This window comes from Burkholderia sp. KL41, assembly GCF_057005415.2.
The window spans coordinates 1,027,997-1,052,831 of record NZ_CM174446.1 but is presented as its reverse complement, the minus strand read 5'-3'; the positions used below and the strand labels follow the sequence as shown (position 1 = coordinate 1,052,831).

General features: G+C 67.3%; 26 protein-coding genes and 1 tRNA gene. 17 read left to right on the top strand and 10 right to left on the bottom strand.

The features are described from left to right. The first annotated feature begins 71 nt into the window (after window positions 1-71). The 3 genes from PQB87_RS04965 (at window position 72) to PQB87_RS04955 (ending at window position 2,137) form a co-directional block, all read left to right on the top strand. Window positions 72-827 (top strand): DeoR/GlpR family DNA-binding transcription regulator, encoded by a 756-nt coding sequence (locus PQB87_RS04965; protein ID WP_059685625.1) that lies wholly within the window; start codon window positions 72-74, stop codon window positions 825-827. Window positions 828-986: 159 nt separating this feature from the next. Next, the gene (locus PQB87_RS04960) at window positions 987-1,598 is read left to right on the top strand and encodes a chromate transporter (RefSeq protein ID WP_489242649.1); all 612 of its coding nucleotides are present in this window, start codon (window positions 987-989) and stop codon (window positions 1,596-1,598) included. Further along, window positions 1,595-2,137: a chromate transporter gene (locus PQB87_RS04955; RefSeq protein ID WP_048024209.1), complete on the top strand. Its 543-nt coding sequence runs from the start codon at window positions 1,595-1,597 to the stop codon at window positions 2,135-2,137. The genes PQB87_RS04960 and PQB87_RS04955 overlap by 4 nt, the downstream gene beginning before the upstream one ends. Before the next feature lie 83 nt (window positions 2,138-2,220). Here PQB87_RS04955 and scpB read toward each other — a convergent pair whose 3' ends face one another. From scpB to PQB87_RS04940, 3 genes are all read right to left on the bottom strand, one after another. Continuing rightward, window positions 2,221-3,030 (bottom strand): methylmalonyl-CoA decarboxylase, encoded by an 810-nt coding sequence (gene scpB, locus PQB87_RS04950; RefSeq protein ID WP_489242648.1) that lies wholly within the window; start codon window positions 3,028-3,030, stop codon window positions 2,221-2,223. After that, window positions 3,027-4,250 (bottom strand): CaiB/BaiF CoA transferase family protein, encoded by a 1,224-nt coding sequence (locus PQB87_RS04945; protein ID WP_489242647.1) that lies wholly within the window; start codon window positions 4,248-4,250, stop codon window positions 3,027-3,029. Before PQB87_RS04945 ends, scpB begins: the two co-directional genes overlap by 4 nt. 61 nt (window positions 4,251-4,311) lie before the next feature. Continuing rightward, the gene (locus tag PQB87_RS04940) at window positions 4,312-5,634 is read right to left on the bottom strand and encodes an MFS transporter (protein WP_153487945.1); all 1,323 of its coding nucleotides are present in this window, start codon (window positions 5,632-5,634) and stop codon (window positions 4,312-4,314) included. A 170-nt stretch (window positions 5,635-5,804) separates the two neighbouring features. On the opposite strand from PQB87_RS04940, the gene PQB87_RS04935 reads away from it, so the two are divergent. From PQB87_RS04935 to PQB87_RS04925, 3 genes are all read left to right on the top strand, one after another. After that, complete coding sequence (locus PQB87_RS04935; RefSeq protein WP_021157065.1) at window positions 5,805-6,734, top strand: LysR substrate-binding domain-containing protein; 930 nt, start codon at window positions 5,805-5,807, stop codon at window positions 6,732-6,734. A gap of 123 nt (window positions 6,735-6,857) precedes the next feature. Beyond that, window positions 6,858-7,199: a DMT family transporter gene (locus tag PQB87_RS04930; RefSeq protein WP_059529387.1), complete on the top strand. Its 342-nt coding sequence runs from the start codon at window positions 6,858-6,860 to the stop codon at window positions 7,197-7,199. Window positions 7,200-7,322: 123 nt separating this feature from the next. After that, complete coding sequence (locus tag PQB87_RS04925; RefSeq protein WP_489242646.1) at window positions 7,323-7,949, top strand: LysE/ArgO family amino acid transporter; 627 nt, start codon at window positions 7,323-7,325, stop codon at window positions 7,947-7,949. An 11-nt stretch (window positions 7,950-7,960) separates the two neighbouring features. On the opposite strand, the gene PQB87_RS04920 is transcribed toward PQB87_RS04925, so the two are convergent. The 4 genes from PQB87_RS04920 to PQB87_RS04905 form a co-directional block, all read right to left on the bottom strand. Beyond that, window positions 7,961-9,121, bottom strand: a complete 1,161-nt coding sequence (locus PQB87_RS04920; protein WP_489242645.1) for a mandelate racemase/muconate lactonizing enzyme family protein — start codon at window positions 9,119-9,121, stop codon at window positions 7,961-7,963. Between the two features lie 187 nt (window positions 9,122-9,308). Continuing rightward, window positions 9,309-10,559 carry an IS256 family transposase gene (locus PQB87_RS04915; RefSeq protein ID WP_489242314.1) on the bottom strand — a complete coding sequence of 417 codons (1,251 nt, stop codon included), beginning with the start codon at window positions 10,557-10,559 and terminating at the stop codon, window positions 9,309-9,311. Between the two features lie 285 nt (window positions 10,560-10,844). Further along, on the bottom strand, window positions 10,845-11,189 hold the full coding sequence (locus PQB87_RS04910; RefSeq protein WP_027788152.1) for a cupin domain-containing protein: 345 nt from the start codon (window positions 11,187-11,189) through the stop codon (window positions 10,845-10,847). A gap of 236 nt (window positions 11,190-11,425) precedes the next feature. Then, window positions 11,426-12,331, bottom strand: coding sequence for an Imm71 family immunity protein (locus PQB87_RS04905; protein WP_489242644.1), 906 nt, complete (start codon window positions 12,329-12,331; stop codon window positions 11,426-11,428). Window positions 12,332-12,586: 255 nt separating this feature from the next. Between PQB87_RS04905 and PQB87_RS04900 the strand changes: the two genes are divergently transcribed. Both PQB87_RS04900 and trmB read left to right on the top strand, forming a co-directional pair. Then, window positions 12,587-12,661: transfer RNA gene (locus PQB87_RS04900), tRNA-Gly, on the top strand. Window positions 12,662-12,794: 133 nt separating this feature from the next. Next, on the top strand, window positions 12,795-13,562 hold the full coding sequence (trmB, locus tag PQB87_RS04895) for a tRNA (guanosine(46)-N7)-methyltransferase TrmB (RefSeq protein WP_027788154.1): 768 nt from the start codon (window positions 12,795-12,797) through the stop codon (window positions 13,560-13,562). Between the two features lie 111 nt (window positions 13,563-13,673). Here trmB and PQB87_RS04890 read toward each other — a convergent pair whose 3' ends face one another. The 3 genes from PQB87_RS04890 to PQB87_RS04880 form a co-directional block, all read right to left on the bottom strand. Next, window positions 13,674-14,504 (bottom strand): undecaprenyl-diphosphate phosphatase, encoded by an 831-nt coding sequence (locus tag PQB87_RS04890; protein WP_021157057.1) that lies wholly within the window; start codon window positions 14,502-14,504, stop codon window positions 13,674-13,676. A gap of 81 nt (window positions 14,505-14,585) precedes the next feature. Continuing rightward, window positions 14,586-15,167 carry a DUF1439 domain-containing protein gene (locus PQB87_RS04885; RefSeq protein WP_021157056.1) on the bottom strand — a complete coding sequence of 194 codons (582 nt, stop codon included), beginning with the start codon at window positions 15,165-15,167 and terminating at the stop codon, window positions 14,586-14,588. Then, entirely contained in the window at window positions 15,164-15,481 is a 318-nt protein-coding gene (locus PQB87_RS04880; RefSeq protein ID WP_034195806.1) for a YkgJ family cysteine cluster protein, read from the bottom strand. The genes PQB87_RS04885 and PQB87_RS04880 overlap by 4 nt, the downstream gene beginning before the upstream one ends. 172 nt (window positions 15,482-15,653) lie before the next feature. On the opposite strand from PQB87_RS04880, the gene hemN reads away from it, so the two are divergent. The 9 genes from hemN to urtE all read left to right on the top strand — a co-directional run bounded on the left by hemN (window position 15,654) and on the right by urtE (window position 24,720). Next, window positions 15,654-17,045 carry an oxygen-independent coproporphyrinogen III oxidase gene (gene hemN, locus PQB87_RS04875; protein WP_226144718.1) on the top strand — a complete coding sequence of 464 codons (1,392 nt, stop codon included), beginning with the start codon at window positions 15,654-15,656 and terminating at the stop codon, window positions 17,043-17,045. Window positions 17,046-17,115: 70 nt separating this feature from the next. Further along, window positions 17,116-17,373: a hypothetical protein gene (locus tag PQB87_RS04870; RefSeq protein ID WP_060066018.1), complete on the top strand. Its 258-nt coding sequence runs from the start codon at window positions 17,116-17,118 to the stop codon at window positions 17,371-17,373. A 104-nt stretch (window positions 17,374-17,477) separates the two neighbouring features. Then, the gene (locus tag PQB87_RS04865; protein WP_489242643.1) at window positions 17,478-18,134 is read left to right on the top strand and encodes a protein-L-isoaspartate O-methyltransferase family protein; all 657 of its coding nucleotides are present in this window, start codon (window positions 17,478-17,480) and stop codon (window positions 18,132-18,134) included. 14 nt (window positions 18,135-18,148) lie between these two features. Then, complete coding sequence (locus PQB87_RS04860) at window positions 18,149-18,472, top strand: rhodanese-like domain-containing protein (protein WP_011351193.1); 324 nt, start codon at window positions 18,149-18,151, stop codon at window positions 18,470-18,472. Window positions 18,473-18,913: 441 nt separating this feature from the next. Continuing rightward, window positions 18,914-20,221 (top strand): urea ABC transporter substrate-binding protein, encoded by a 1,308-nt coding sequence (gene urtA, locus PQB87_RS04855; protein WP_174414572.1) that lies wholly within the window; start codon window positions 18,914-18,916, stop codon window positions 20,219-20,221. 139 nt (window positions 20,222-20,360) lie between these two features. Next, complete coding sequence (urtB, locus tag PQB87_RS04850; protein ID WP_174414573.1) at window positions 20,361-21,980, top strand: urea ABC transporter permease subunit UrtB; 1,620 nt, start codon at window positions 20,361-20,363, stop codon at window positions 21,978-21,980. A 1-nt stretch (window position 21,981) separates the two neighbouring features. Further along, window positions 21,982-23,169: an urea ABC transporter permease subunit UrtC gene (urtC, locus tag PQB87_RS04845; RefSeq protein ID WP_021161913.1), complete on the top strand. Its 1,188-nt coding sequence runs from the start codon at window positions 21,982-21,984 to the stop codon at window positions 23,167-23,169. Continuing rightward, entirely contained in the window at window positions 23,166-24,023 is an 858-nt protein-coding gene (gene urtD, locus PQB87_RS04840) for an urea ABC transporter ATP-binding protein UrtD (protein ID WP_021161914.1), read from the top strand. The genes urtC and urtD overlap by 4 nt, the downstream gene beginning before the upstream one ends. 4 nt (window positions 24,024-24,027) lie before the next feature. Next, window positions 24,028-24,720 carry an urea ABC transporter ATP-binding subunit UrtE gene (urtE, locus tag PQB87_RS04835; protein ID WP_489242642.1) on the top strand — a complete coding sequence of 231 codons (693 nt, stop codon included), beginning with the start codon at window positions 24,028-24,030 and terminating at the stop codon, window positions 24,718-24,720. The last annotated feature ends 115 nt before the right edge of the window (window positions 24,721-24,835 follow it).

The following is a 24,835-nucleotide window of genomic DNA, read 5'->3' as shown; positions in this document are numbered from 1 at the left end:
GGTTCGACAAAAGACGGCGCCCATGGTAACGTGCATATTCGTGCAATTTCAAGAAAATTCGTGCAAACCCGATGCTGACGACACAACGCAAGAAAGCGATCCTCGACGCACTCGCGCGCGACGGCCAGGTGCTGGCGGTCGAGCTGAGCGCGCAATTCGGCGTATCCGAAGACACCGTCCGCCGCGACCTGCGCGAGCTCGCGGCCGAGGGCCTGCTGCAGCGCGTGCACGGCGGTGCGCTCCCGGCGTCGCCGGCCGTTGCGCCGTTCGCGCAGCGCGAAACGCTCGAGACGGCGGAAAAGCGGCGCATCGCGCGCCGCGCCGCGGAGATGATCGCGCCCGGGCAGGTGGCGATCGTCGATGGCGGCACCACCTCGGCGCTGCTCGTCAGCCAGTTGCCTGCCGACCTGCGCGCGACGATCGTCACGCACAGCCCGAGTGTCGCGGTGGCGCTCGCCGCACATCCGTCGATCGAGGTGATCCTGATCGGCGGGCGACTCTACAAGCATTCGATCGTCGCCGTCGGCGCGGCGGCCATGGAAGGCATTGCGCGCATCCACGCGGATCTTTACTTCATGGGCGTGACGGGCGTGCACCCGGTTGCGGGGCTCAGCACCGGCGATTTCGAGGAAGCGGCGATCAAGCGCGCACTGGCCGAACGCGCGGCCGAGACCGTGGTGCTCGCGTCGCAGTCGAAGCTGCGCGCGGCGTCGCAGTTCGTGATCGGCGAGCTGACGCTGGCGCACACCGTGGTGGTCGAAAAGGAAACCGACGCCGCGTTGACGAAGCCGATCGAAGCGGCGGGCGTGACGGTCGTGCGCGCGTAGCATCGGTTGTGGCCGTGGCGGATGGGCCGGATGGGCTGGATATGTCCGTCGTATCACCTGCGGGCTTTCATCACGCCAACACCTCGCCGATGTCAGCGTGCTGACAGCGTCCGCTTGCTAACATGGGCACCCGCCCAATTGCCACGCACCGCACGCCCGATGCTCCCGCCCTCCGCCACCTCCCCGTCGGCGCCGCCCGCAGGCGACGCGCCGTCGCCCGGCGTCCTCGCACTGTTCATTGCGTTCTCGCAGATCGGCCTGACCAGCTTCGGCGGCGGGCTCAGCGGCCGGATGATGCGCGACTTCGTGTACGAGCGCCGCTGGCTCGACGAGGAGGCGTTCCTCAACGGCCTCGCGCTATCGCAGGCGCTGCCGGGCGTCAACGTGAAGAACCTCGCGATCTGGATCGGCTACCGGCTCGCCGGATGGCGCGGCGCCGTGGCCGGCTTCACCGGCATCATCGCGCCGCCGGCCGTGCTGATCGTGTTGTTCGGTATCGCGTTCTCGACCCTCACGCGCTTTCCGCTCACGCACGTCGCGCTCGCCGGCGCGGCGGCCGCGGCGATCGGGCTGTCGATCTCGATGGCGATCACGGCCGTGCGCCGGTTGCCGCGCCGCGCGCCGCCGTTCGCGGTGACGGCGCTCACCTTCGTGTCGGTTGCGGTGCTGCACTGGCCGCTGGTGTGGACCGTGCTGGTCGGCGGCACGCTGAGCGTCGCGCTCGAATACCGCCGCGCGGCCGCCACACCGGCCGGGCGTGACACACGATGACCGCATCGCAACGCTACGCCGCGCTGTTCGGCGTGTTCGCGCCGCTGTCGATCGCGACGATCGGCGGTGGGCAGGCGATCATCGCCGACATCCAGCGGCAGGTGGTCGACGTGCATCACTGGATGACCGCCACGCAATTCGTGAACGATTTCGCGATCGCGCGAATGGCGCCGGGCCCCGGCTCGCTGCTGGCGACGCTGATCGGCTGGCAGGTGGCCGGTTTCTGGGGCGCGGTGATCGCGACGCTCGCGCTGTTCGGCCCGACGGCGTTCCTGATCTACGGCGTCGCGCATCTGTGGCGGCGGCACCAGGGCGCGCGCTGGCAGATCGCGCTCGAGGGCGGCCTGCGCCCGGTCGCGGCCGGCATGATCCTCGCGTCGGTGTGGGTGCTGCTGCAGGCGCTCGACGGCGGCTGGGCCGCGCGCGCGATCGCGGTCGCGTCGACGCTGTGCGTGATGTATACGCGCGTCCATGCGCTGTTGTTGATCGCCATCGGCGCGCTGCTGCTCGTCGGCGTGCACGCGATCGGCGGCGCGTAACGCACGCCGCCTCGCACCGCGGAACCGCTTGGGCACGTGAACGCAGAGGGCCTGTCCACACCGATAGCGGGCTTGCGCCGGCCCTACACGCCGCGAAACACCGGCACGCGCCGCTCCGCAAACGCGCGCAGCCCTTCGTCGAAGTCCTCGCCTTCGCACGCGTGCCGGCGCAACTCGGCGATCCGTTCGAACGCGTCGGCCGGCAACGGCCGCGCATCCTGCAGCACGCGCAACTGCTCCTTCACCGCGTGCACTGCGAGCGGCGCCTTCGCGGCGATCGTGCGCGCGACGTCGAGCGCCGCCTCGTCGACACCGCCTGCTTCCGCCAGCCGGTTCACGAGCCCGTGATGCGCGGCGCGTTCCGCATCGAGCGGCTGCGCGCAGAAGAACATCTCCTTCAGCACGTGGATCGGCAGGTTGTCGTGGAAGCGCAGCAGGCCGCTCGTCGAATACGGCAGGCCGATGTTCGCGGGCGTCATCGCAAAACGCGCATCGCGCGCCGCGACCACCAGGTCGCAGCTCATCACGAGATCGACCGCCCCGCCCCACGCCGAACCCGACACCGCCGCGATCACCGCGCCCGGATAAGTCCGCACGCGCCGCAGCGCCCGTTCGAGCGGCTTGCCGTACGCGAGCGGATCGCGATCGTCGGCCAGTTCGCGCAGATCGTGCCCCGCGCTCCACACGTCGCCGCTGCCGTCGTTCGACAGGATCACGACGGGCGGAGGACGGTGTTCGGCCAGCGCATCGAGGCGCGCGACGAGCGCATCGAGCAACGGCGCGTCGAGCGCATGCCGTCGCGCCGGATTCGCGAACCGCACGCGCGCGATCCGTTCGCCGACCATGTCGACCGTCACGCGCGACGCGCCATCGTGTTTCGTCGTGTCGCTCATTGCACGGCCTCCGCCACCGCTTCCGCCTGGAAGATCGCGCGCCCGGCCAGCAGCGTGTCGATCGCGTCGTCGTCGTAGCCCGCTTCGCGCAGCACGTCGACCGTATGCTCGCCGAGCAGCGGCGGCGCATGGCGCGTGCGCGGCGCCGGCACCGCGTCCCCCATCCCGCCGAGCGGCGTGACGACCTGGCGCAGCGTGCCGAGCGTCGGATGCGCGACCGGTTCGACCAGCCCGCAATGCGCGAGCTGCGGATCGTCGAACACTTCGTCGAGCGTGTTGATCGGCCCCGCCGGCAGCCCGGCGTCGACGAAACGTTGCGTCCATTCGCGCTTGCCGCGCGTGCGCAACCGGCCTTCGAGCAGCGCTTTCAGTTCGTCGCGGTGCGCGACACGCGCATCGTTGGTCGCGAAGCGCGGATCGTCCGGCAGTTCGGGCAGATCCAGCAACTGGCACAGCCGCAGCCACATGTCGGTCGTGATCGGCGCAAGGTTGAGCGGCCCGTCGGCCGTCTCGAACACGCCGTACGGCGCGATCACCGCATGCGCATTGCCGGTGCGGCACGGCACGTCGCCGAGGCTCAGGTAGCGTTGTCCGTGCACGCTCAGCAGCGACACGAGGCTTTCGAGCAGCGACGTGCCGACATGCTGACCGCGCCCCGTGCGCTCGCGCTCGAACAGCGCCGCCATCACGCCGGTCGCGACCCACATCCCCGAGCTGAGATCGCCGATCGCGGTGCCCGTGCGGGTCGGCTCGCCGTCGGGAAAACCGGTGAGGCTCATCAGCCCCGCGTAGCCCTGCGCGATCTGGTCGAAGCCCGGCCAGTCGCGCAACGGGCCGCGCGGGCCGAACGCGGTGACGCTGCCCATCACGAGCCGCGGATCGCGCGCGCTCAGCGCGGCGTAACCGAGCCCCATCGCGTCCATCGTGCCGGCCTTGAAATTCTCGATCACGACGTCGGCCTGCCCGATCAGCCGGCGCACGACGTCGAGGCCGGCCGGCTGCCGGAAATCCACGCAGATGCCGCGCTTGTTGCGGTTGCAGGACAGGTAGTACGTGCTCACGCCGCGATCGAACGGCCCCCACGCGCGGCTCATGTCGCCGTGCGGCCCCGACTCGACCTTGATCACGTCGGCGCCGAGATCGGCGAGCACCATCGAGCAGAACGGCCCCGACAGCGCGCGGCTCAGATCGACGACCCTGATTCCTTGTAATGCCTGCATTCCGGACTCCTGATATTGATGACTGGGTGTGGCTTGTTTCCGAACGATCGCGGCGCACCGCTCATTCGGGCAGCGTCTGATGGCGCGTTTCGACCGCGAACGGCAGGATCAGGATGCCGAGCCCGAACGCGGCCGCGGTCCATGCGACCGGCACGCCGAGCGATCCGTAACCGTGAATCGCGGCGCCGAGCAGGAAGTTCACGCCTGCGCCGATGAAGCGGCCGACCGACGCGTTGAACGCGAACGCGGTGGCACGCACGCGTGTCGGGTACTGCTCGGGCAGCCACAACGAGAAGATCGCGAAATTGCCGCCGAAGAAACCGAGGAACGCGAGCGACACCATGAATGCCGCGAGCCCGTTCGGCTGGTAGAACGCCCAGCCGAACGCGAACACGATCGAACCGGCCATGCCCGCGAAATACACACCGAGCGCCGTGCGCCGGCCAAGCCGTTCGGCGAGCCACGGCGCGACCAGGCAGCCGGCGATCGTCGCGCACGACAGGATCGCCGCGCCGATCGACGCGAGCCGCAGCGCGCCGATGTGATCGATGCCCGCACGCGCCGCCAGCGTCGTGACCGCGCTCGCCTCGTACACGGAGCCAGCCCACAGCCCGACGATCGCGACGCCGACCAGGCTCGCGCTCGTCAGCGTGCGGCGCAGGAAGGCCGGCGCGAAGATCTCGCGCAGCGGATGCGCGCGCCGCGCGTCGGCCACGTCGCCGTCGCGTGCATCGTGCCGGCGCCACTGGCCGGGCTCCTTCACGCGCATCACGGTAAACACGGCGAGCAGTGCGGGCGCGAGCCCGCACAGGAACATCGCGCGCCACCCGTAGGTCGCGCCGATCGTGTAGTTCAGGCACGCCGCGATGAAGAAGCCGAAGTAGTAGCCCGTCTGCAGGTAGCCGGCGCCCATCTTGCGGCGATCTTCCGGCCAGCTCTCGGCCACGTAGGTGCCCGCGAGCGCCCATTCGCCGCCGACGCCGATCCCGGCGATCAAACGGCACGCGGCCAGTGCCCACACGTCGTGCACGAACGCCGCCGCGCCGGTGAACACCGAGTAGATCAGGATGCTCGCGGCGAGCGTGCGCACGCGGCCGAAGCGGTCGGCGAGCGGCCCCCAGATGAACGACAGCCCCCAGCCGATCAGGAACAGCGCGAACAGGATCGAGCCGTACATCCCGAGATTCGCGGGCGTCGCCGCGATGCCGGACGCCGGCAGCAGCTCGGTCAGCGCGGGTATCAGCACGAGCGCGTAGATCACCGAATCCACGCCGTCGAGCACCCAGCCCGCATACACGGCCCAGAAGCCCTTGACCTGCTCGCGCGTGAGCGGCGTGCGCCGCGGCTTCGCGCCGGCCGCCGGCGCGTCGATCGCCTTGAACATCTTCGTCTCCTTGCCGGCGGGGCCGGCGCTTTTGCCGCGTCCGGTCCGGGATGGCCGGCAGGCTGGCTCTTGTGTGAGACGAGTATAGAAACCCCATCGATCGGGGAAAAATATGATATTCATCTTGCTCGATCGGATTGGCTTATGGCTTGAATCGGGAGGCGGCGGCGATGGACTTGAGGCAGTTGCGCTATTTCGTGAAGGTCGTCGAATGCGGCAACGTCACGCATGCGAGCGAGGCGCTGCATGTCGCGCAGCCGGCGGTGAGCCAGCAGATGCGCAATCTCGAACAGGATCTCGGGATGCAGCTGCTCGAACGCAGCGTGCGCGGCGTCGCGCCGACCGCCGCCGGCCGCACGCTGTACCGGCACGCGCTCGAACTGCTGCGCCAGGCCGACGGCACGCGCGAGCTGCTGCGCCGCGACGCCGACACGCCGCAGGGCCGCGTGACGGTCGGGATGCCGTCGAGCACCGCGCGCGTGCTGGCCATTCCGCTCGCCCGCGCGGTGCGCGACCGCTACCCGGGCATCATGCTGGAACTGATCGAGGCGCCGAGTGCCGATCTCGACACGTTGCTCGAACGCGCACGGCTCGATCTCGCGATCGTCGTCGACGCGGTCGAGACGCGCGGCATCGCGATCCACCGGCTGCTGACGGAAACGCTGTACCTGATCACGTGGCCCGAATTCCCGGTGCCGGACGATCCCGTGCCGCTCGACGCGATCGCACGGATGCCGCTCGTCCTGCCGAGCGCGCCGAACACGATCCGCAACCGTGTCGAATGGGCAATGCGCGAGGCCGGGCTGTCGTACGAGATCGGCTTCGAGGCGAGCTCGACCGGGCTGCTGTTCGCCGCCGTGATGGCGCAGCTCGGTGTGACGATCCTGCCGTGGACCGCCGCGCACGTCGAGATCGAGGAACGCAAGCTCAAGCTGTCGACGGTCGCGCACCGGCTGTTCGCGCGCGACCTGTCGCTGTGCTGGCACGATACGGCGCTCGTCAGCAACGCGGTGCAGAAGGTGAAAGCCGAGATCGTCCGGCTGTTCGACACGCTCGGGCAGCGGCCGGAGTGGGCGGCCGGCAACACCGACCGCGCATGACTGGCGCGGCGCATGCCTTGTATTGCCCCGCCGCGCGTACTAAGCTGCTTTCGTTCTGGGTACCGCTGACACCTCCACTTCTCCTCGCCGCTCGGTATAAGCGTCGGGGGAAGGAGGCCGTTCGTGTCCCCGCTCCAGTCTGCCTGGCTTCTGCTGGGCATCAGTGTCCTCGCCGAAGTGCTCGGCTCCGTCGGCCTGAAGTTTTCGGCCGGCTTTTCCCGCCCGCTCCCGTCCGCGCTCACCGTCGTCTGTTATGCCTGCGCCGTCTGGCTGATGGCGCTCGCGACGAAGCGGCTCGAAATGGGGCTCGCGTACGCGAGCTGGGCTGCCGCCAGCACCGCGGCCACGGCCGTGATCGGCATCGTCTGCTTCGACGAATCGGTGTCGTCGCTGAAGCTCGCCGGCATCGCGCTGACCGTTTGTGCGCTCGTCGCGCTCAACCTCGGCGAGGCGGCGACGCACTGACCGGTGGCGGGCCGGTCGTCGACGCATGGGCACCCGAGGCATTGACAGCGCCCCCGCGCGCCCCTTAACGTTTCGTTCATCGTAACCATCACCGGTTCAGCTTAAGAGGTTGTCGGCCCGCTCGTGCTCGACACCTCTGCCTTCATCGAAGGCCTGCTGCTTGGCGCCGGCCTGTTCACGTCGGTCGGCCCCAAGGACGCCTTCGTCATCAAGCGCTCGATCTCGAGCCCCCATCTCCTCTCCATCGCCCTCGTCTGCGCAGGCAGCGACGCGCTGCTGATCGCGCTCGGCGCGCAGGGGTTGTCGGCACTGCTGTCGCGGCATCCCGGTGTGGTATCGGCCGCGCTGTGGGCCGGTATCGCCTATCTCGCCGGTTACGGCCTGCTCGCGCTGCGCTCGGCGATCCGGCGGCGGCAGCCGGAGCACGTCGACGACTCACACGCGCGCCACGCCCCCGCGCTGTCGCGCACGCTGCTCGCGACGGCCGCCGTGTCGCTGCTCAATCCGTATGCGTGGATCGATACCGTGCTGCTGCTCGGCACCGTGATCGTGAGTCACGCGCCCGCCGAACGCGCGCCGTTCGCGTTCGGCGCGATGGCGGCTTCGCTCGCGTGGTTCCTGACGCTCGCCTATGGCGCACGCGCGTGCCGCGCGTGGTTTGCCCGTACGCTGGCGTGGCGCGTACTCGATTTGTTCGTCGCGACGATGATGCTCGGCTTCGCGGTGCGATTCGCGATCGACGCGCTTTAGCGCTTTGGGTGTCAGTGGGCCGATACCGCGCGAAACGCGCGATGCGCGCCGGCATGCAGCTCGAAACCGATGCCCGGCGCCTGCGGCGTGCGCGCATAACCTGCGTCGACGGTTGCGCCATCGGCGAGCCCGCTGAACGGATCGAACGCGAACGGATTGACTTCCGCACCGCCGAGCCCGAGCGCTGCAACGACGTGCAGCGAGAACAGGTGGCCGCCATGTGGCCAGAACGCGTCGCGCCGCCAGCCGCGCGATGCGAAGTGCTCGACGATCTGCAGGTATCCCGGCAGCCCGTAGCAATGCACGGGGTCGAACACGAGCACGTCGCGGTCGGGACGCATGCCGCCGTAGCGGTCGAGCAGCTTCGCTTCCGCGAGCGAGAACAGCGCTTCGCCGGCCGCGATCGGCGGCGCGTAGCGCGTGGCGACGTCCGCCTGGAGCGGCAGGTCGAGCGGATCGCAGATGTCCTCGAACCACCAGAGGCCGAACGGCTCGAGCATCGCGGCGGCAATATCGACGGTCGTCGCGTCGTACGTGTTCATCGCGTCGACCGCGAGATGCGAACTGTCCGCCAACTGCGTGGCGGCCGCCTCGATGCGCCTGCTGTCCTGAGCGACGTCCGCGCCACCGATCTTGATCTTCGCGTGCGTGTAGCCAAGGTCGGCAATGCGGCGCATCTCGTCCGACAGGCGCGCGAGATCGTCGTGCGGATAACGATAGCCACCGCCCGCGTACACACGCACGCGCGGTGCCGCCGTGCGTCCAAGCCGGTCGGCCAGAAAGCGATTGAGCGGCAGGTCGGCGATTTTCGCGGCGGCGTCCCAGATCGCCATGTCGAGCGCGCCGATCGCCACGCAGCGTTCGCCGTGTCCGCCGGGCTTTTCGCCGGCCATCATCGCGCGCCACGCGCGGAACGGGTCGAGGTTCGTGCCGGCTTCGTCGGCGAGCGCGTCGGCAGCGGCCAGCAGGCGCGGCGCGAACCGTTCGCGGATCAGGCCGCCCTGCGCGAAGCGGCCGACCGATGCGTAGCCGTAGCCCGTCACGGGGCGGCCGTCACGCACGACGTCGGTGGTGAGCGCGACGACACTCGTCGTCAGGCCGCCGGATGGAATGGCCGGATCGGCATAGCGGGAGACGGGAATCGTGCGTTCGCGGATGTCGGTGATACGCATGGTCGGGATTCCGGGGGTGGCGACCGGCGCAAGCGAACGAGGTACGCGATGCGACCGGAACGGTGGACGGATCGCTGCATCATAGGGGTTTGGGCGATGACGCGCAGGCCGGCGCGGCGATCGCCTTTTCGAATCGGCCAGGCGCGCCGGGGGTGTCAGGATTTCCGTGTTCAAGGCGGGTTGAGATTCACACGGATGGTCGAACGAATCGATCCTCGTAAAGGATGGCGAACTGGTTCATAGCCGCCTTCCAGTCATGAGCAGCACGCCCCCAATCGGCGGTGATGTTGCGCAGTGCCAGCCAGATGAGCTTGGTGGCAGCCTCATCGGTCGGGAAGTGTCCTCGAGTCTTGATGATCTTGCGCAGCTGCGAGTTGATGTTCTCGATGGCGTTCGTAGTGTATATAACCTTGCGAACCGCCGGCGGAAACGCGAAGAACGGAATCACACGATCCCAGGCGTTGCGCCATGCCGCACTGACTGTCGGGAATTTCTGGCCCCATGGCCCTGCGGCAAAGGCGTCGAGTTCTGCCTGAGCCGCCTCCGCACTCGGTGCGCAGTAGATTGGGCGAATCACTGCGGCTAATCCTCGACGGTCTTTCCAGCTGGCGTAATCGAGGCTGTTGCGGATCAGGTGAACGATGCAGGTCTGCAGCGTGGTCGCCGGAAACACGGCAGCCAGCGCCTCGGGCATGCCTTTGAGGCCGTCGGTCACGGCGATTAGGATGTCGTGAACGCCACGTGTCTTGAGATCGTTGAACACCTTCATCCAGAACTTGGCGCCTTCGGTGCCTTCGATCCACAAGCCTAGAATATCGCGCGTGCCGTCGGGCAGAACGCCCAGCGCAAGGTAGATCGCCTTGTTGCGCACCACGGCGTCTTCGCGAATCTTGACCCGCAGCGCGTCAAAGAACACCACCGGATACATCGGCTCGAGCGGCCGCGCTTGCCAGGCGGTCACTTCGGCCATGACCTCGTCGGTGACCGAGCTGATGAAATCGGGCGAAACCTCGGTACCGTATTGCTCTTGCAAAAATCCCTGAATCTCACGCACGGTCATGCCCCGGGCGTACATGGCGACGATCTTGTCGTCGAAGCCCGTGAAGCGTCGTTCGTGTTTGGGAATCAGCAGCGGTTCGAAGCTGCCGTCGCGGTCACGAGGCACCTCGATACGGATCGGGCCGTCCTCGGTCAGCACCGTCTTGGCGCCCGTGCCATTGCGCTGATTGGTTACGGCGCTCGGCTTGGCCGCGCCAGGCGGGTAGCCCAGATGATGACTCATCTCACCGCCCAGTGCTCGCTCGATCAGCGCCTTCTTGAGGGCCATCGTTGCGGCGTTGATCGCTTCGGCCGTCATCGGACCGCTGCCGAATTGCTCAAGCAACGCGGCGGGAATCGCCGGCAGGTCTATCGGTTTGGCTTTCGGTTTGCGAGGCATATAGTCTCCTTCGGAGCATCATATGCCTTGAACACGAAATTGCTGACAGGCCCGGCGCGCCGCCTGGACGGAATGCGCCGGTGTGTGCCGGCTTGAACGAGCACGCGGTCGACCGCGTCGCCGGGGCTGTCGATTTGGCCGCGCCCCTCGATACGAATGCCCCGGCCCACCGCGCACACCGCATCGGCCACGCTGTCGCGCGAAAACGTGCAGTCGCCCGGAGGGCGCGAACCTCGAAGGTATCCGGACGACGACGGTATGCGTGGCTCGAATCTACCGGCGCGCTCAGGCGAAGACGAAGTACTTGCGCACCGTCTCCACCACTTCCCAGGTTCCTTTCATGCCGGGTTCGATCACGAACACGTCGCCGGCTTTCAGGTGCACCGACTCCTCGCCTTCCGGTGTGATGATGCAGTAGCCATCGAGGAAGTGGCAGTACTCCCATTTCTCGTAGTTCACCTCGAACTTGCCCGGCGTGCAGATCCAGGTACCCATGATCTTGCTGCCGTCTTTGGAGAGGTACGCGTTGAGGTTCACGGTGTGCGGATCGCCGCCGATACGCTTCCACTTGGTCGCGTCAAGGACCGGCGTCGGGCAGGTTTCGCGCAAAACGGTGATGAAATCGGACATGTCAGCTCCAGACTAACGTTCGTGTAAGAGGCTTGTCACGTTAGAGCGAAAGCGTGGTCGGGACTTGCATGCTTCCGACACCGACTCGTCTATTTTCGACACCGGCCTGCGGGGAAGCGCACGACCGCCGCTTTTCGTTCGGTGTTGGCGTTGCGGTGCCGCCTGACGATACGGTCGGGCTTTGTCAGTAACCGGTGCGCGGACAAGCGCTCTCCTGGCAGGTCCCGTAGCGTCGATCAGGCGACAGGCTTGGGGAAGTAAGTTTCCTCCTCCGCCGGAATGCTGCCATCCCGGTAACGCTCGTCTTCCCACAGCAGCCGCCAGCGCACCTCATGCTCGTCGTTCGTACCTTCCAACAGGTACTTGTGGGCAACACTGCCTTTGAGGAAATAGCTCGGACAGCCCACCTTGCCGAACGGAAACCACGGCTCCCAGATCCCCTCGGCAGGAATCTCCTGGTCGCTGCAAACCTCGCCGCTTGCGGATTCGTTCTTCGGCGGACAGGGCGGAAGCGATGCGGGATAGGTGCGACCGGGTGGCCAATATCGCCATGCAGGAAGGGGCGCGTTTTCGAACATGGATTCATAAGTCCAGTGCTCAAATACGCGGGCCCCGCCATCCGCACGTGTTCCGTATGCAAGCATCCCGGTATAACCGAATCCGACCGTGCACTTGAGCGCGTAGCAAATCAATCTCTCGATCCACACACCCTCCGCGAACCTGGTGGCATACACCGGGTCCGAAAAGCTGGTGTCCTTCAGTCCCAGCGAATGAAAAAACGGATCGTATTTACGACCGATTTCAAGCGCACTCCGTCCAAACAACAGGTCGCCACCGTGCTGGCTTCCTCTAACCAACGCGTCGTATGCGGCTCGTTTGTCGAGACCTCGGCGCAATGCATCGATGCCCAGATCCATGCGCACCAGTGCCTCCGAGAAATCATGCGTGTAGGCTTCCTCAAGCTCGACCTGATTTGGGCTCGGTGTGTCCAGTTGTTTTGCGTACGCGCCGAGAAAGTCCCGATAAAGTCCAACGGCGTATTCCAGGAACGTGACACTCGTCCATTTCTTGAGCAGGTAAAACGCCTTTGCCCGCGCATCCTGTTCCTGCTCGGGGGTCATGGTCAAAATATTCAACATCATTGAACCTGTTCGTCCGTCGATTGTTTGCCGCCATCGGCTATGCGCCACATCCATTGGGCCGTTGAAATTCGGCTCCGATGCTACAGCGCGCCGAAGGGATGTGCCGTCAGTCTGGACGGTAGATCCCGTGAATAGCGGGGCTCACCCGCCCACTGCGCGCGACGCCACCGGTCCGGCATCGAACCCTGTCAGTTGCTCTGCGCCGAACCTCCCCCTTGCCATCCCGACCCGAACCCCTGTAGAATTGCGCGTTCTGCGGGCGTCGTATAATGGCCATTACCTCAGCTTCCCAAGCTGATGACGTGGGTTCGATTCCCATCGCCCGCTCCACTTTCCGGCTGCATCGCAGCCTGCGCAAAAGCCGCCTCGTCGAAGGCGGCTTTTTTGTACCATGTGCCGGTTCACCCGGCGCACTGCTGCGCGCAACGGGCCCTCGCCCGCAACCGAGCCTTTCTCTGTACCGATGATGCACGACGATCCGAACGAAGCCGGCCTGCCGCCGCACGACGACGCCATTCCCGACGAAGCCGCCGAAGGCGCCGACACCGTCAATCCGCTGCACCACCGCCGCATCCGCAGCTTCGTGACGCGCGCCGGCCGCGTGTCGACCGGCCAGCGCCGCGCGCTCGACGAACTCGGCCCGCGCTTCGTGGTGCCGTATGCGCCGGAGCTGCCCGACTGGAATGCGGTGTTCGGCCGCAGCGCGCCGCGCATCCTCGAGATCGGCTTCGGGATGGGCGCATCGACCGCGGAAATCGCCGCGAACCGCCCCGGCGACGACTTCCTCGGCGTCGAAGTGCACGAGCCGGGCGTCGGGGCGCTGCTGAAGCTGATCGGCGAGCAGGATCTGCCGAACATCCGCATCATCCAGCACGACGCGGTCGAGGTGCTCGAGCACATGCTTGCGCCGGAAAGTCTCGACGGCGTGCACATCTTCTTCCCCGATCCGTGGCACAAGGCGCGCCACCACAAGCGCCGGCTGATCCAGCCGCCGCTCGTCGCGCATCTCGCGTCGCGCCTGAAGCCCGGCGCATACATTCACTGCGCGACCGACTGGCAGAACTACGCTGAACAGATGCTGGAAGTGCTCGGCGCGGAACCGACGCTCGAAAACACCGCCGCCGACTACGCACCGCGCCCCGACTACCGCCCGGTCACGAAGTTCGAACGGCGCGGGCTACGCCTCGGCCACGGCGTGTGGGACCTGGTGTTCCGCAAGCGCGCAGGCTGAGCCATCCCGCTGCGGCGGCGCGTGCCGCCTGGATCCGGATAAAAAAAGCCCGATCGGTTATCTGCCGATCGGGCTTTTCTCATTGGAGGCGCGCCCGCCTCCGTGTCCGCGTCACGCCCAGTTCAACCAGCCGCTGTATCCGACCAGCAGCACGAACAGCCCGAACGCGATCCGGTACCACGCGAACACCGTGAAATCGTGCGTCGCGACGTAGCGCAGCAGCCAGCGCACGCACACGAACGCGCTGACGAACGCGGCGACGAGGCCAAGCGCGAAAAGGCCGAGCGAATCGACGGTGAACGCCTGCCAGTCCTTGACGGTTTCATAGAGCGTCGCGCCGAAGATGATCGGAATCGCGAGGAAGAACGAGAATTCGGTGGCGACGCGCCGGTCGAGACCGAACAGCATCCCGCCGATGATCGTCGAGCCCGAGCGCGACATGCCGGGAATCAGCGCGAAGCACTGCGCGATGCCGACCTTGAGCGCATCGAGCGGGGTCAGCGCGTCGACCGACACCACGCGCGGCGGCTCGCTGCGTTCGCGCTGCCGCGCCTCGGCCCACAGGATGATCGCCCCGCCCACGACGAGCGCGAACGCGACGGGTACCGGCGAGAACAGCACCGCCTTGATCTTCTTCTCGAGCAGGAGGCCGAGCGCGATCGCGGGAATCGTCGCGATTACGACGTTCAGCGTGAAACGCCGCGCATCGGGCCGGCTGGGCAGCCCGGATACGATGGACGCGATCCGTTGCCGGTATTCCCAGCAGACGGCGAGAATCGCCCCGAACTGGATCACGACGTCGAAAGTCTTCGCGTGCGAATCGTTGAAATTCAGGAAGCTGCCCGCGACGATCAGGTGACCGGTGCTCGACACCGGCAGGAATTCCGTCAGCCCCTCGACGACGCCGAGGATCAAAGCCTTGCAGATCAGGATCCAGTCCATCCGTGGCCCAACTCCGAAATGGTCGAATGAATGGGCCACTCTTCCACGCGCGGCCCCCCTCCGGCCGTGCGCGGTTCGTCGTCACTTTTCGACGATCGCCACGCGTATGCCGTTTGTAAGAATCGTAATTGTACCGGGTTCGTAGTTCACCCCGGCAAATTGCAGCTGTTCGGGCTTGAACGTGTAGATCGGATAGTTGGTCAGCAACTGCGTCGCGAGCAGGCCCGCGGCCGCGCCGACCTGTTGCGCGTACATCTGCGCGTCGCCGTCGAGCGCGAGGCTGTCGACGGCCGGCGACTTCAGCACCACCGAACGGCTCGGTGCGTCGTAAGCAAGCTGGCCCGACACGGTGAACTTGCCGCTGACGGGCGCGCGCAGGAACGGGCTCGCGAAATGCGCGTCGAGCTGCACGGCGACGCGGTTCTGGTCGGGCAGCAGGTTGACGGCCGGGTTCGCGAGCGACACGTCGACGACCTGCGCGACCGTCTTCTGGTACGGGAACTTGCGCGCGACGGCCTTCTGCACGTCGCCGCGCGAGAACGTGTAGTGATCGGGGATGAACGGGAAGGTCGACGCGCACGCGGCGAGCGACAGCGTCACGCCGATGGCGCCGACGGTTGCGGCGAGGAAACGGCGCCGGCCGGGCGCGCAAGGTGCGGTCATGCTGAACACTCTCCTGGTTGCGACGGCCGCGTCGCGGCCTCGAGACGCGTGAGCCACGCGAGCGCGTCGTCGCGCGACGCGCCGCACATGTCCGCGGCCGGCTGCAGTCCGGAACAGCACGCGGGCCGCTCGGGGCGGCCGAAGATCCGGCAGCGCAGGTCGTCGCCGAGCTGCACGCAGCGCACGCCGGCCGGCTTGCCGTCGGGCATGCCCGGAATCGGGCTGGAAATCGACGGCGCGATGCAGCACGCGCCGCAGCCCTCGCGGCACGCATGCGGCGGCGGGACATCGGCAGGCGCCGGGCGGACAGGCATTTCGACGGACACTCGGCTCTCTCGAACGAACAACAAAAAACGGTGCGGCAACCGGACGCGGTGCCGGCAGCCCCACCCCGCATTGTGCCATCGCCGGCTGCGACGTTATTACACAATGCAGCCCAATCGCGCGTTTATATACTCGAAAGCATCTAAAAAGCGCGAGACCATCATGCGTTCCGGTTCTGCCGACTCAATGTTCCGTCCCGATTTGCTCGCGAAATACGGCGCGAACGGGCCGCGCTATACGTCGTACCCCACCGCGCTGCAGTTCCGCGACGATTTCGACCCGGCCGACTACCTGCGCGCGGCGAGCGACCCCGGCGCCTCGTCGAGCGAGCTGTCGCTGTACTTCCACATCCCGTTCTGCAACACCGCGTGCTTCTACTGCGGCTGCAACAAGATCGCGACCAACAACCGCCGCCGCGCGCGCCCGTATCTCGAGCAGCTCAAGCGCGAGATGGCGCTGCAGGCCGCGCTGTTCGATCCCGCGCGCCCGGTCACGCAGCTGCACTGGGGCGGCGGCACGCCCACCTTCCTGTCCGACGACGAAACGGCCGAGCTGATGGCGGCCACGCGCGAGCACTTCGCGCTCGCGCCGGATGCCGACGCCGAATTCTCGATCGAGATCGATCCGCGCACGGTCACGCCCGCCACGCTCGTCCACCTGCGCAATATCGGCTTCAACCGGCTGAGCCTCGGCGTGCAGGATTTCGACCCGGCCGTGCAACAGGCGATCAACCGTGTCCAGCCGCGCGCGATGACGGCCGACCTGCTCTCCGCCGCGCGCACGACGGGGTTTCATTCGGTGAGCGTCGACCTGATCTACGGGCTGCCGCACCAGACCGTTGCCGTCTTCGCGCGCACGCTGGAAACGATCATCGAACTCGCGCCCGACCGGCTGTCGGTGTTCGGCTACGCGCACATGCCGCACCTGTTCAAGATGCAGCGGCAGATCGACGATGCGACGCTGCCGCCGCCGGAAACGCGCATCGCGCTGCTCGGCCTCGCGATCGACATGCTGACGTCGGCCGGCTACGTGTACATCGGGATGGATCACTTCGCGCGGCCGTCCGACGAACTCGTGCGCGCGCAGCGCAACGGCACGCTGCAACGCAATTTCCAGGGCTACAGCACGCGCGCGGATACCGACCTCGTCGGTTTCGGCGTGTCGTCGATCGGCAAGGTCGGCGACGTCTACGCGCAGAACGCGAAGGACCTGCCCGCCTACGGCGCCGCGCTCGACGCGGGCCGGCTGCCGATCGCGCGCGGCGTGCGGCTCAAGCCCGACGACCGGCTGCGCCGCGACGTGATCACGCAGTTGATGTGCAACCTCGAACTGCCGTTCTCGCATGTCGAGGCCGCACACGGCATCCGCTTCGCCGATCATTTCGCGCGCGAGCTCGACGCGCTGCGCCCGTTCGAGCGCGACGGGCTGCTGACGATCGCCGGCGACCGCCTGACGATCCATCCGGCCGGCCGGATGGTCGTGCGCAACATCGCGATGGCGTTCGACGCGTATCTCGGGCAAACGCAGCAGCAGCGGTATTCACGCACGGTCTAGGGTCGGCCGGGCGCATGCGGGCGGCCGGTTTGATACAGTGTGGGGCTTACGCCCCGCCAGAATCCGCACGATGCGCACCACCAAAGCGACCCACGCGGTCGAACGCCTGAAGACCCGCTCCGGCAACCCGCATTTCGCGGCCGTCGCAATGGCGGGCGGCCTGTTCTATCTCGTCGACCGCTCGGGCGGCACCGGCGAGAAGCGCTGCGAGCCGCTGCCGCTCGACGAATTCGTCAAGTTCGTCGACGAATTCGGCCCCAAAAAGCCGCGCAAGGCAAGCAAGCTCGACCTCGCATTCGAGGCGCAGATCAGGAAGAGCAAGGGGTAAAGGTCTGTTGCAGGCCGCCTGAAGGCTTTGCAGCCGCCCCGTTTGGTACAATCACGAAGTTTCTCTATCCCCGCTGATGGCCGACCAGGCTGCGTGACCACACCATGAATATCGAAAACGCGCGTTTCAACATGATCGAACAACAGATCCGGCCGTGGGACGTGCTGGATCTCGACGTCCTGGGCCTGCTGTCGATCGTCAAGCGTGAAAACTACGTTCCGGCCGAATACCGCGATCTCGCGTTCGCCGACCTCGAACTGCCGCTGCCGGGCGGCACCAGCAAGATGCTGTTCCCGCGCGTCGAAGCGCGCGTGCTGCAGGAGCTGGCCGTCAAGAAGCACGAGAACGTGCTCGTGATCGGTGCCGGTTCGGGCTACCTGGCCGCGCTGTTCGCGCATCGCGCCCGGCACGTGACGGCCGTCGAGATCGATCCGGCCATCGCGAAGTTCGCGGAAGACAACCTGCACAACGACGGCGTGACCAACGCGGAAGTCGTCCTCGGCGACGGTTCGCGCGGCTGGGCCGGCAAGGCGCCGTACGACGTGATCTGCGTCGCGGGCGGCCTGCCCGTCGTGCCGCAGGAAATGCTCGAGCAACTGAAGGTCGGCGGCCGCCTGTCGGCATTCGTCGGCGGCCGTCCGGTGATGAAGGCGCAGATCATCACGCGCATCGACGACAAGCAGTACCGCGTCGCCGACGTGTTCGAAACCTACATCGACCACCTCGTCAACGCGATCGAGCCGTCGCGCTTCAAGTTCTGAGCAGCGGAGCCTCCATGCAGATCCTGACCGCCGCGATGCTCGCGGAATGGCTCGGCGACAAGGCGCGCCCCGCGCCGGTCGTGCTCGACGTGCGCGAACCGTGGGAAATCGCGACCGCGCACATCGCCGGCAGCGTGTCGATCCCGATGCAGCAGATTCCCGCGCGCAGCGAAGAACTCGACGACGAAGCGGAAATCGTCTGCGTGTGCCATCACGGGATGCGCAGCGCGCAGGTCGCGATGTTCCTCGAGTCGCGCGGCTTCACGAAGCTGTACAACCTGCAAGGCGGGATCGACGCGTGGTCGCGCGACGTCGATCCGTCCGTACCGCGCTACTGATCCCGCCGGTGGCGCATCGCGCGCCGCCACACCGGCCGGCACATCGCCGCCGGTCATACCGACCCGCCGAACGGGCGCGCATGGCGCGCCCGTTTTTCTTTCCCGCTCCGGTTCGTCTCGGCGTCGTCCGACCTGCGACGGCACCGCGCCGCCCCGCGACACCCCACCCCGCTTGGCGTGAAGTCATGGTGCACGACCGTTCCCGCACCGCACGCAGGCACCGGAACGGGGAACCCCGACCGTGCACCATTTCCGCCCGCGACCCTGCACCGCGACGGACCGCGCATGCTGCACGACGCGTCATGTGCCCCGTCCCGACGCCCCGCCCTGCCCCGCGCAGGCACGCCGGGCGTGCATCCGCACGACTGGCACATGCCTTGCGTTATCCGTTGGCCGACGCCGTCAAGGCGCACGCATATCCAACACGTCAAGGGGAACCCGATGAAACGTCGCAGTCTGTTGAAGTTCGGTTCGATGGCCGGCGCGCTTGCGCTCGCGGGCAAGAGCCCGTTCGCGCACGCGGCCGATGCGGGCACCGGCCCGATCAAGGTCGGCATCCTGCACTCGCTGTCGGGCACGATGGCGATCTCGGAGACGTCGCTGAAGGACACCGCGCTGATGACGATCGCCGACATCAACAAAAGCGGCGGCGTGATGGGCCGCAAGCTCGAGCCCGTGGTGGTCGATCCCGCGTCAAACTGGCCGCTGTTCGCCGAGAAGGCGCGCCAGCTGCTCACGCAGGACAAGGTCGCGTGCGTGTTCGGCTGCTGGACGTCGGTGTCGCGCAAGTCGGTGTTGCCGGTGTTCGAGGAGCTGAACGGGCTGCTCTACTACCCGGTGCAGTACGAAGGCGAGGAAATGTCGCGCAACGTGTTCTATACGGGCGCGGCGCCGAACCAGCAGGCGATCCCGGCCGTCGAGTACCTGATGAGCGCGGAAGGCGGCAGCGCGAAGCGCTTCTTCCTGCTCGGCACCGATTACGTGTATCCGCGCACGACCAACAAGATCCTGCGCGCGTTCCTGAAATCGAAGGGCGTGAAGGACGCGGACATTCAGGAGGTCTACACGCCGTTCGGCCACAGCGATTACCAGACCATCGTCGCGAACATCAAGAACTTCTCGCAGGGCGGCAAGACGACCGTGATCTCGACGATCAACGGCGACTCGAACGTGCCGTTCTACAAGGAGCTCGGCAACCAGGGGATCAAGGCGACCGACGTGCCCGTCGTCGCGTTCTCGGTCGGCGAGGAGGAACTGCGCGGGATCGACACGAAGCCGCTCGTCGGCCACCTCGCTGCGTGGAATTACTTCATGTCGGTGAAGAACCCGACCAACACGAAGTTCAAGGACCAGTTCGCCGCATGGGTGAAGGCGAACAGCCTGCCGGGCGGCGCGAAGCGCGTGACCAACGACCCGATGGAGGCGACCTATGTGGGCATCCACATGTGGAAGCAGGCCGTCGAGAAGGCGAAGAGCACCGACGTCGACAAGGTGCGCGTCGCGATGATCGGCCAGACGGTTGCCGCGCCGTCGGGCTTCACGCTCGCGATGGACGGCAACCATCACCTGCACAAGCCGGTGATGATCGGCGAGATCCGCGGCGACGGGCAATTCAACGTCGTGTGGAAGACCAAGACGGCCGTGCGCGCGCAACCGTGGAGCCCGTACATCGCGGGTAACCAGGGCAAGCCGGACATCGTCACGTCGATCCCGGCGTTCCTGCGCCGGCAGCGCACGGCGCTCGCCTGACGCGACGCGGGGCGTCGCGCACCGGCGCGATGCTCCGCCCGCTTGCAGGCGCCACTGTACCGGGCGCGCTTGCCGACGCACCGCAAGCGCCCGCGCATCGCCGCCTGCATCCGCCTTCCACGCCCGACAGGATTTCCCGATGCCTATACGCTTTCGCCGAGCCGCCGTCGCGATCGTCGCGTGCGCCGCCCTCGCGGGCGGACTGCCGCGCGCCGCGTTCGCGCTGACGGCTGCCGATACCGCCGCGCTCGCCGGCGACGACTTCGACGCGAAGACGGCCGCGGTCGAACGGCTCGCCGCCGATCCCGATCCGCGCGCCGTCGCGTTGCTCAACGCGCTGTCGAACGGCGACGCGCTCGCGACCGGCGACGGCCGCCTGCTGATCCAGTCCGGCGACACCGCACACGACGCGCTCTCGCAGGCCGCGACGCCGGCCGGCGACGCGCAGCCCGTGATGCTGAACAACCTGCTGCGCACGAAAATCGCGGGCGCGCTGTCGGGGCTCGCGCTCGCGTCGCCCGACGTCGCCGCGCGCCGCGACGCGATCGATGCGCTGCTGAAGTCGCCCGACCCGGCACTCAAGCCGATGATCGACCGCGCCCGTGCGAAGGAAACCGATCCCGCGCTGAAGCGCCGCCTCGACGCATTGTGGGCGATCGCCGCGCTGCACGACGCCGATCCGGCGAAGCGCCTCGAAGCCGTGCAGGTCGTGGCCGCGCGCCGCGATCTCGACATGATCGAGCAGTTGCGCCCGCTCGTCGCGAAGAATGCCGACGGCAGCTACGCGGAGCCCGACGCGCGTGTGCGCGACGCCGCCCAGCAAGGGCTCGACGCATTGCACTCGCTGCAGCGCCGCGGCGAGATCGCGGGCACGCTGTTCGCGGGGCTGTCGCTCGGCAGCGTGCTGCTGCTCGCCGCGCTCGGCCTCGCGATCACGTACGGGCTGATCGGCGTGATCAACATGGCGCACGGCGAATTCCTGATGATCGGTGCGTACGCAACCTATGTCGTGCAGACGCTGATCCAGCGCTACGCACCCGGCGCGTTCGACTGGTATCCGCTCGTCGCCGTGCCGGTGTCGTTCGTGACGGCCGCGCTCGTCGGCATCGTGCTCGAACGGCTCGTGCTGCGGCACCTGTACGGCCGCCCGCTCGAAACCCTGCTCGCCACCTTCGGCGTGAGCCTGATCCTGATCCAGGCGACGCGGATGCTGTTCGGCGCGCAGAACGTGCAAGTCGTGAACCCATCGTGGATGAGCGGCGGCGTGACGGTGATGCAGAACCTGATCCTGCCGTACAACCGCCTCGTGATCCTCGCGTTCGCGCTCGCGGTGGTATTCGTCGCGTGGGCCGTGCTGACGAAGACGCGCCTTGGCCTGTTCGTGCGCGCGGTCACGCAGAACCGCCGGATGGCCGCGTGCGTCGGCGTGAAGACCGCACGCGTCGACGCGTATGCGTTCGCGTTCGGCGCCGGCATCGCGGGCCTCGGCGGCTGCGCGCTGTCGCAGATCGGCAATGTCGGCCCCGACCTCGGCCAGAACTACATCATCGATTCGTTCATGGCCGTCGTGCTCGGCGGTGTCGGGCAGATCGCCGGCACCGTGCTCGGCGGCTTCGGGCTCGGCCTCGTCAGCAAGGCGATCGAGCCGTTCTGGGGCGCCGTGCTCGCGAAGATCGCGGTGCTCGTGATGATCGTGCTGTTCATCCAGAAGCGTCCGCAGGGCATGTTCGCCCCGAAGGGCCGCAGCGCGGAGGCGTGACATGACTTCAATCACCGATTCGTTGTCGAAGCCGCTCGCCGACGCGCCGAAGCCCGCTGCCGCCGCGCGTGCGGAGAACGGTTTCGCGCTCGGCCTGCCGCCCCGCCCCGCGCTGCTGTCGCGCCGCGCGTGGCTCGCGCTGATCGCGCTGTGCATCGCGATCGGCATCGGCGTGCCGCTCGCCGCGCTGGTCGCGCCCGAGTCGAGCGCGTTCCATCTGTCCGCGTATGCGATGACGCTCGCCGGCAAGCTGATGTGCTACGCGATCGCCGCGCTCGCGCTCGATCTCGTGTGGGGCTACTGCGGCATCCTGAGCCTCGGCCATGGGCTGTTCTTCGCGCTCGGCGGTTATGCGATCGGCATGTACCTGATGCGCGAGATCGGCCGCGACGGCAAGTACGGCAGCGACCTGCCCGACTTCATGGTGTTTCTCGACTGGCATCAGCTGCCGTGGTACTGGAGCGGCACGCAGCATCTCGCGTGGGCGCTCGCGCTCGTCGTGCTCGTGCCGGCCGTGCTCGCCTGGGTGTTCGGCTTCTTCACGTTCCGCTCGCGCGTGAAAGGCGTGTACCTGTCGATCATCACGCAGGCGCTGACGTTCGCCGCGATGCTGCTGTTCTTTCGCAACGAGACGGGCTTCGGCGGCAACAACGGCTTCACCGACTTCAAGCGCATCGCGGGCTTCGCGATCACGTCGCCCGGTACGCGCACGGTGCTGTTGCTGCTGACGTTCGCGACGCTCGTGCTCGCGTTCATCGCCGCGCGCGCGATCGTCACCAGCAAGCTCGGGCGCGTGGTCACCGCGGTGCGCGACGGCGAAACGCGGCTGATGTTCCTCGGCTACAGCCCGCTCGCGTACAAGCTGTTCGTGTGGACCGTGTCGGCCGTGCTGTGCGGTATCGCGGGCGCGTTGTACGTGCCGCAGGTCGGCATCATCAATCCCGGCGAGATGTCGCCCGGCAACTCGATCGAGATGGCGATCTGGGTCGCGGTGGGCGGCCGCGGCACGCTGATCGGGCCGATCGTCGGCGCGTTCGCGGTGAACGGCGCGAAAAGCCTGTTTACCGCCTACTTCGCCGAATACTGGCTGTTCTTCCTCGGCCTGATCTTCGTGCTCGTGCCGCTGCTGCTGCCGCGCGGGATCATGGGCCTCGTCGAAACCGTGCTCGCGAAGGGGAAACGTGCATGAACGGAACGGCCCTCTACCAGTTCACGCCGCCGCCCGAGGACGAGCTGCTCGCCGTCAGCGGCACCGCATCGATGGGGCGCGTGGTGCCGCCGGGCATCGACACGTCGCACGGCACGATCCTCTACCTCGAGGATATCGAGGTGAGCTTCGACGGCTTCCGCGCGCTGAAGAAGCTGTCGCTCGCGATCGACGCGGGCGAGCTGCGCTGCGTGATCGGCCCGAACGGTGCGGGCAAGACGACGATGATGGACGTGATCACCGGCAAGACGCGCCCCGATGCGGGCAAGGTGTTTCTCGGCCAGACCATCGACCTCGCGCGAATGAACGAGCCGGAGATCGCGCGCGCGGGCATCGGCCGCAAGTTCCAGAAGCCGACCGTGTTCGAGCAGCATCCGGTGTGGGAAAACCTCGAACTCGCGATGCAGACCGACAAGGGCTGGCTCGCGTCGCTGCGCGCGCGGCTCGACCGCACCGCGCAGGCGAAGATCGAGGAGACGCTCGCGCTGATCGGCCTCGAAAGCGACGCGTATCGCGCGGCGGGCGAGCTGTCGCACGGGCAGAAGCAGCGGCTCGAGATCGGCATGCTGCTGATGCAGCGCCCTGCGCTGTTGCTGCTCGACGAACCCGCGGCCGGGATGACCGACCACGAGACGATGGAGCTCGCCGAGCTGCTGAACACGCTGCGCGGCACCTGCTCGATGATGGTCGTCGAGCACGACATGGAATTCGTCGCGGCGCTCGCGGGCGAATCGGGCCGCGTGACGGTGATGGCCGAAGGCGCGGTCCTCGCGCAAGGCACCCTCGACCAGGTCAAGCGCGACGACGCGGTGATCGAGTCTTATCTCGGACGTTGATGCGATGCTGAAGATCGAAGCACTGAACCAGTACTACGGCGGCAGCCATATCCTGCGCAACGTGAGCCTCGCCGCCGACGACGGCAAGCTCACCGTGCTGCTCGGCCGCAACGGCGTCGGCAAGAGCACGCTGCTGCGCTGCCTGATGGGCGTCGTCGCCGCGAAAAGCGGCAGCGTGTCGTGGCGCGGCACCGCGCTCGGCGCGATGCCGCCGTATGCGCGCGTCGCGGCCGGGCTCGCGTACGTGCCGCAGGGCCGCGACATCTTTCCGCGGCTCACCGTCGAGGAGAACCTGCTCGTCGGCGCGGCGAGCCGCAAGGCGCCGTCGAAAGTGCCCGACCGCATCTACGACCTGTTCCCGGTGCTGAAGGACATGCGCACGCGACGCGGCGGCGACCTGTCGGGCGGCCAGCAGCAGCAGCTCGCGATCGGCCGCGCGCTGATGAGCGAGCCGCAGCTGCTGATCCTCGACGAGCCGACCGAAGGCATCCAGCCTTCGATCATCCAGGACATCGGGCGCACGCTGCGCCAGCTCGTCGACGAATCGAAGATGACCGTGCTGCTCGTCGAACAGTATTACGATTTCGCCCAGTCGATCGCCGACCGCTACTGGGTGATGAGCCGCGGCGAGATCGTCTCGGGGGGTGATGCGCGGGACATGGAAGCGAACGGCGTGCGCGAGCTGATCGCGGTGTGATGGACACCGGCTGGCCATCCTGCTGCCGGCAATCAGGTCTTTTTATTCAGACCCTTATTATTCGAGCGTTGAATATTTTCGGATTATCAAATAAGCAGTGCATTTCTCGCATGCA

Excerpts from the sequence above, each read along its gene's own strand:
- PQB87_RS04905 (WP_489242644.1), bottom strand. The coding sequence starts at position 12,331 with ATGATGTTGAATATTTTGACCATGACCCCCGAGCAGGAACAGGATGCG.
- PQB87_RS04915 (WP_489242314.1), bottom strand. The coding sequence starts at position 10,559 with ATGCCTCGCAAACCGAAAGCCAAACCGATAGACCTGCCGGCGATTCCC.
- PQB87_RS04860 (WP_011351193.1), top strand. The coding sequence starts at position 18,149 with ATGCAGATCCTGACCGCCGCGATGCTCGCGGAATGGCTCGGCGACAAG.
- PQB87_RS04945 (WP_489242647.1), bottom strand. The coding sequence starts at position 4,250 with ATGCAGGCATTACAAGGAATCAGGGTCGTCGATCTGAGCCGCGCGCTG.
- PQB87_RS04890 (WP_021157057.1), bottom strand. The coding sequence starts at position 14,504 with ATGGACTGGATCCTGATCTGCAAGGCTTTGATCCTCGGCGTCGTCGAG.
- PQB87_RS04920 (WP_489242645.1), bottom strand. The coding sequence starts at position 9,121 with ATGCGTATCACCGACATCCGCGAACGCACGATTCCCGTCTCCCGCTAT.
- hemN (WP_226144718.1), top strand. The coding sequence starts at position 15,654 with ATGCGTTCCGGTTCTGCCGACTCAATGTTCCGTCCCGATTTGCTCGCG.
- PQB87_RS04935 (WP_021157065.1), top strand. The coding sequence starts at position 5,805 with ATGGACTTGAGGCAGTTGCGCTATTTCGTGAAGGTCGTCGAATGCGGC.
- PQB87_RS04865 (WP_489242643.1), top strand. The coding sequence starts at position 17,478 with ATGAATATCGAAAACGCGCGTTTCAACATGATCGAACAACAGATCCGG.
- PQB87_RS04940 (WP_153487945.1), bottom strand. The coding sequence starts at position 5,634 with ATGTTCAAGGCGATCGACGCGCCGGCGGCCGGCGCGAAGCCGCGGCGC.
- PQB87_RS04965 (WP_059685625.1), top strand. The coding sequence starts at position 72 with ATGCTGACGACACAACGCAAGAAAGCGATCCTCGACGCACTCGCGCGC.
- trmB (WP_027788154.1), top strand. The coding sequence starts at position 12,795 with ATGATGCACGACGATCCGAACGAAGCCGGCCTGCCGCCGCACGACGAC.
- urtA (WP_174414572.1), top strand. The coding sequence starts at position 18,914 with ATGAAACGTCGCAGTCTGTTGAAGTTCGGTTCGATGGCCGGCGCGCTT.
- PQB87_RS04885 (WP_021157056.1), bottom strand. The coding sequence starts at position 15,167 with ATGACCGCACCTTGCGCGCCCGGCCGGCGCCGTTTCCTCGCCGCAACC.
- urtE (WP_489242642.1), top strand. The coding sequence starts at position 24,028 with ATGCTGAAGATCGAAGCACTGAACCAGTACTACGGCGGCAGCCATATC.
- urtD (WP_021161914.1), top strand. The coding sequence starts at position 23,166 with ATGAACGGAACGGCCCTCTACCAGTTCACGCCGCCGCCCGAGGACGAG.
- urtB (WP_174414573.1), top strand. The coding sequence starts at position 20,361 with ATGCCTATACGCTTTCGCCGAGCCGCCGTCGCGATCGTCGCGTGCGCC.
- PQB87_RS04955 (WP_048024209.1), top strand. The coding sequence starts at position 1,595 with ATGACCGCATCGCAACGCTACGCCGCGCTGTTCGGCGTGTTCGCGCCG.
- PQB87_RS04910 (WP_027788152.1), bottom strand. The coding sequence starts at position 11,189 with ATGTCCGATTTCATCACCGTTTTGCGCGAAACCTGCCCGACGCCGGTC.
- scpB (WP_489242648.1), bottom strand. The coding sequence starts at position 3,030 with ATGAGCGACACGACGAAACACGATGGCGCGTCGCGCGTGACGGTCGAC.
- PQB87_RS04880 (WP_034195806.1), bottom strand. The coding sequence starts at position 15,481 with ATGCCTGTCCGCCCGGCGCCTGCCGATGTCCCGCCGCCGCATGCGTGC.
- PQB87_RS04870 (WP_060066018.1), top strand. The coding sequence starts at position 17,116 with ATGCGCACCACCAAAGCGACCCACGCGGTCGAACGCCTGAAGACCCGC.
- PQB87_RS04960 (WP_489242649.1), top strand. The coding sequence starts at position 987 with ATGCTCCCGCCCTCCGCCACCTCCCCGTCGGCGCCGCCCGCAGGCGAC.
- urtC (WP_021161913.1), top strand. The coding sequence starts at position 21,982 with ATGACTTCAATCACCGATTCGTTGTCGAAGCCGCTCGCCGACGCGCCG.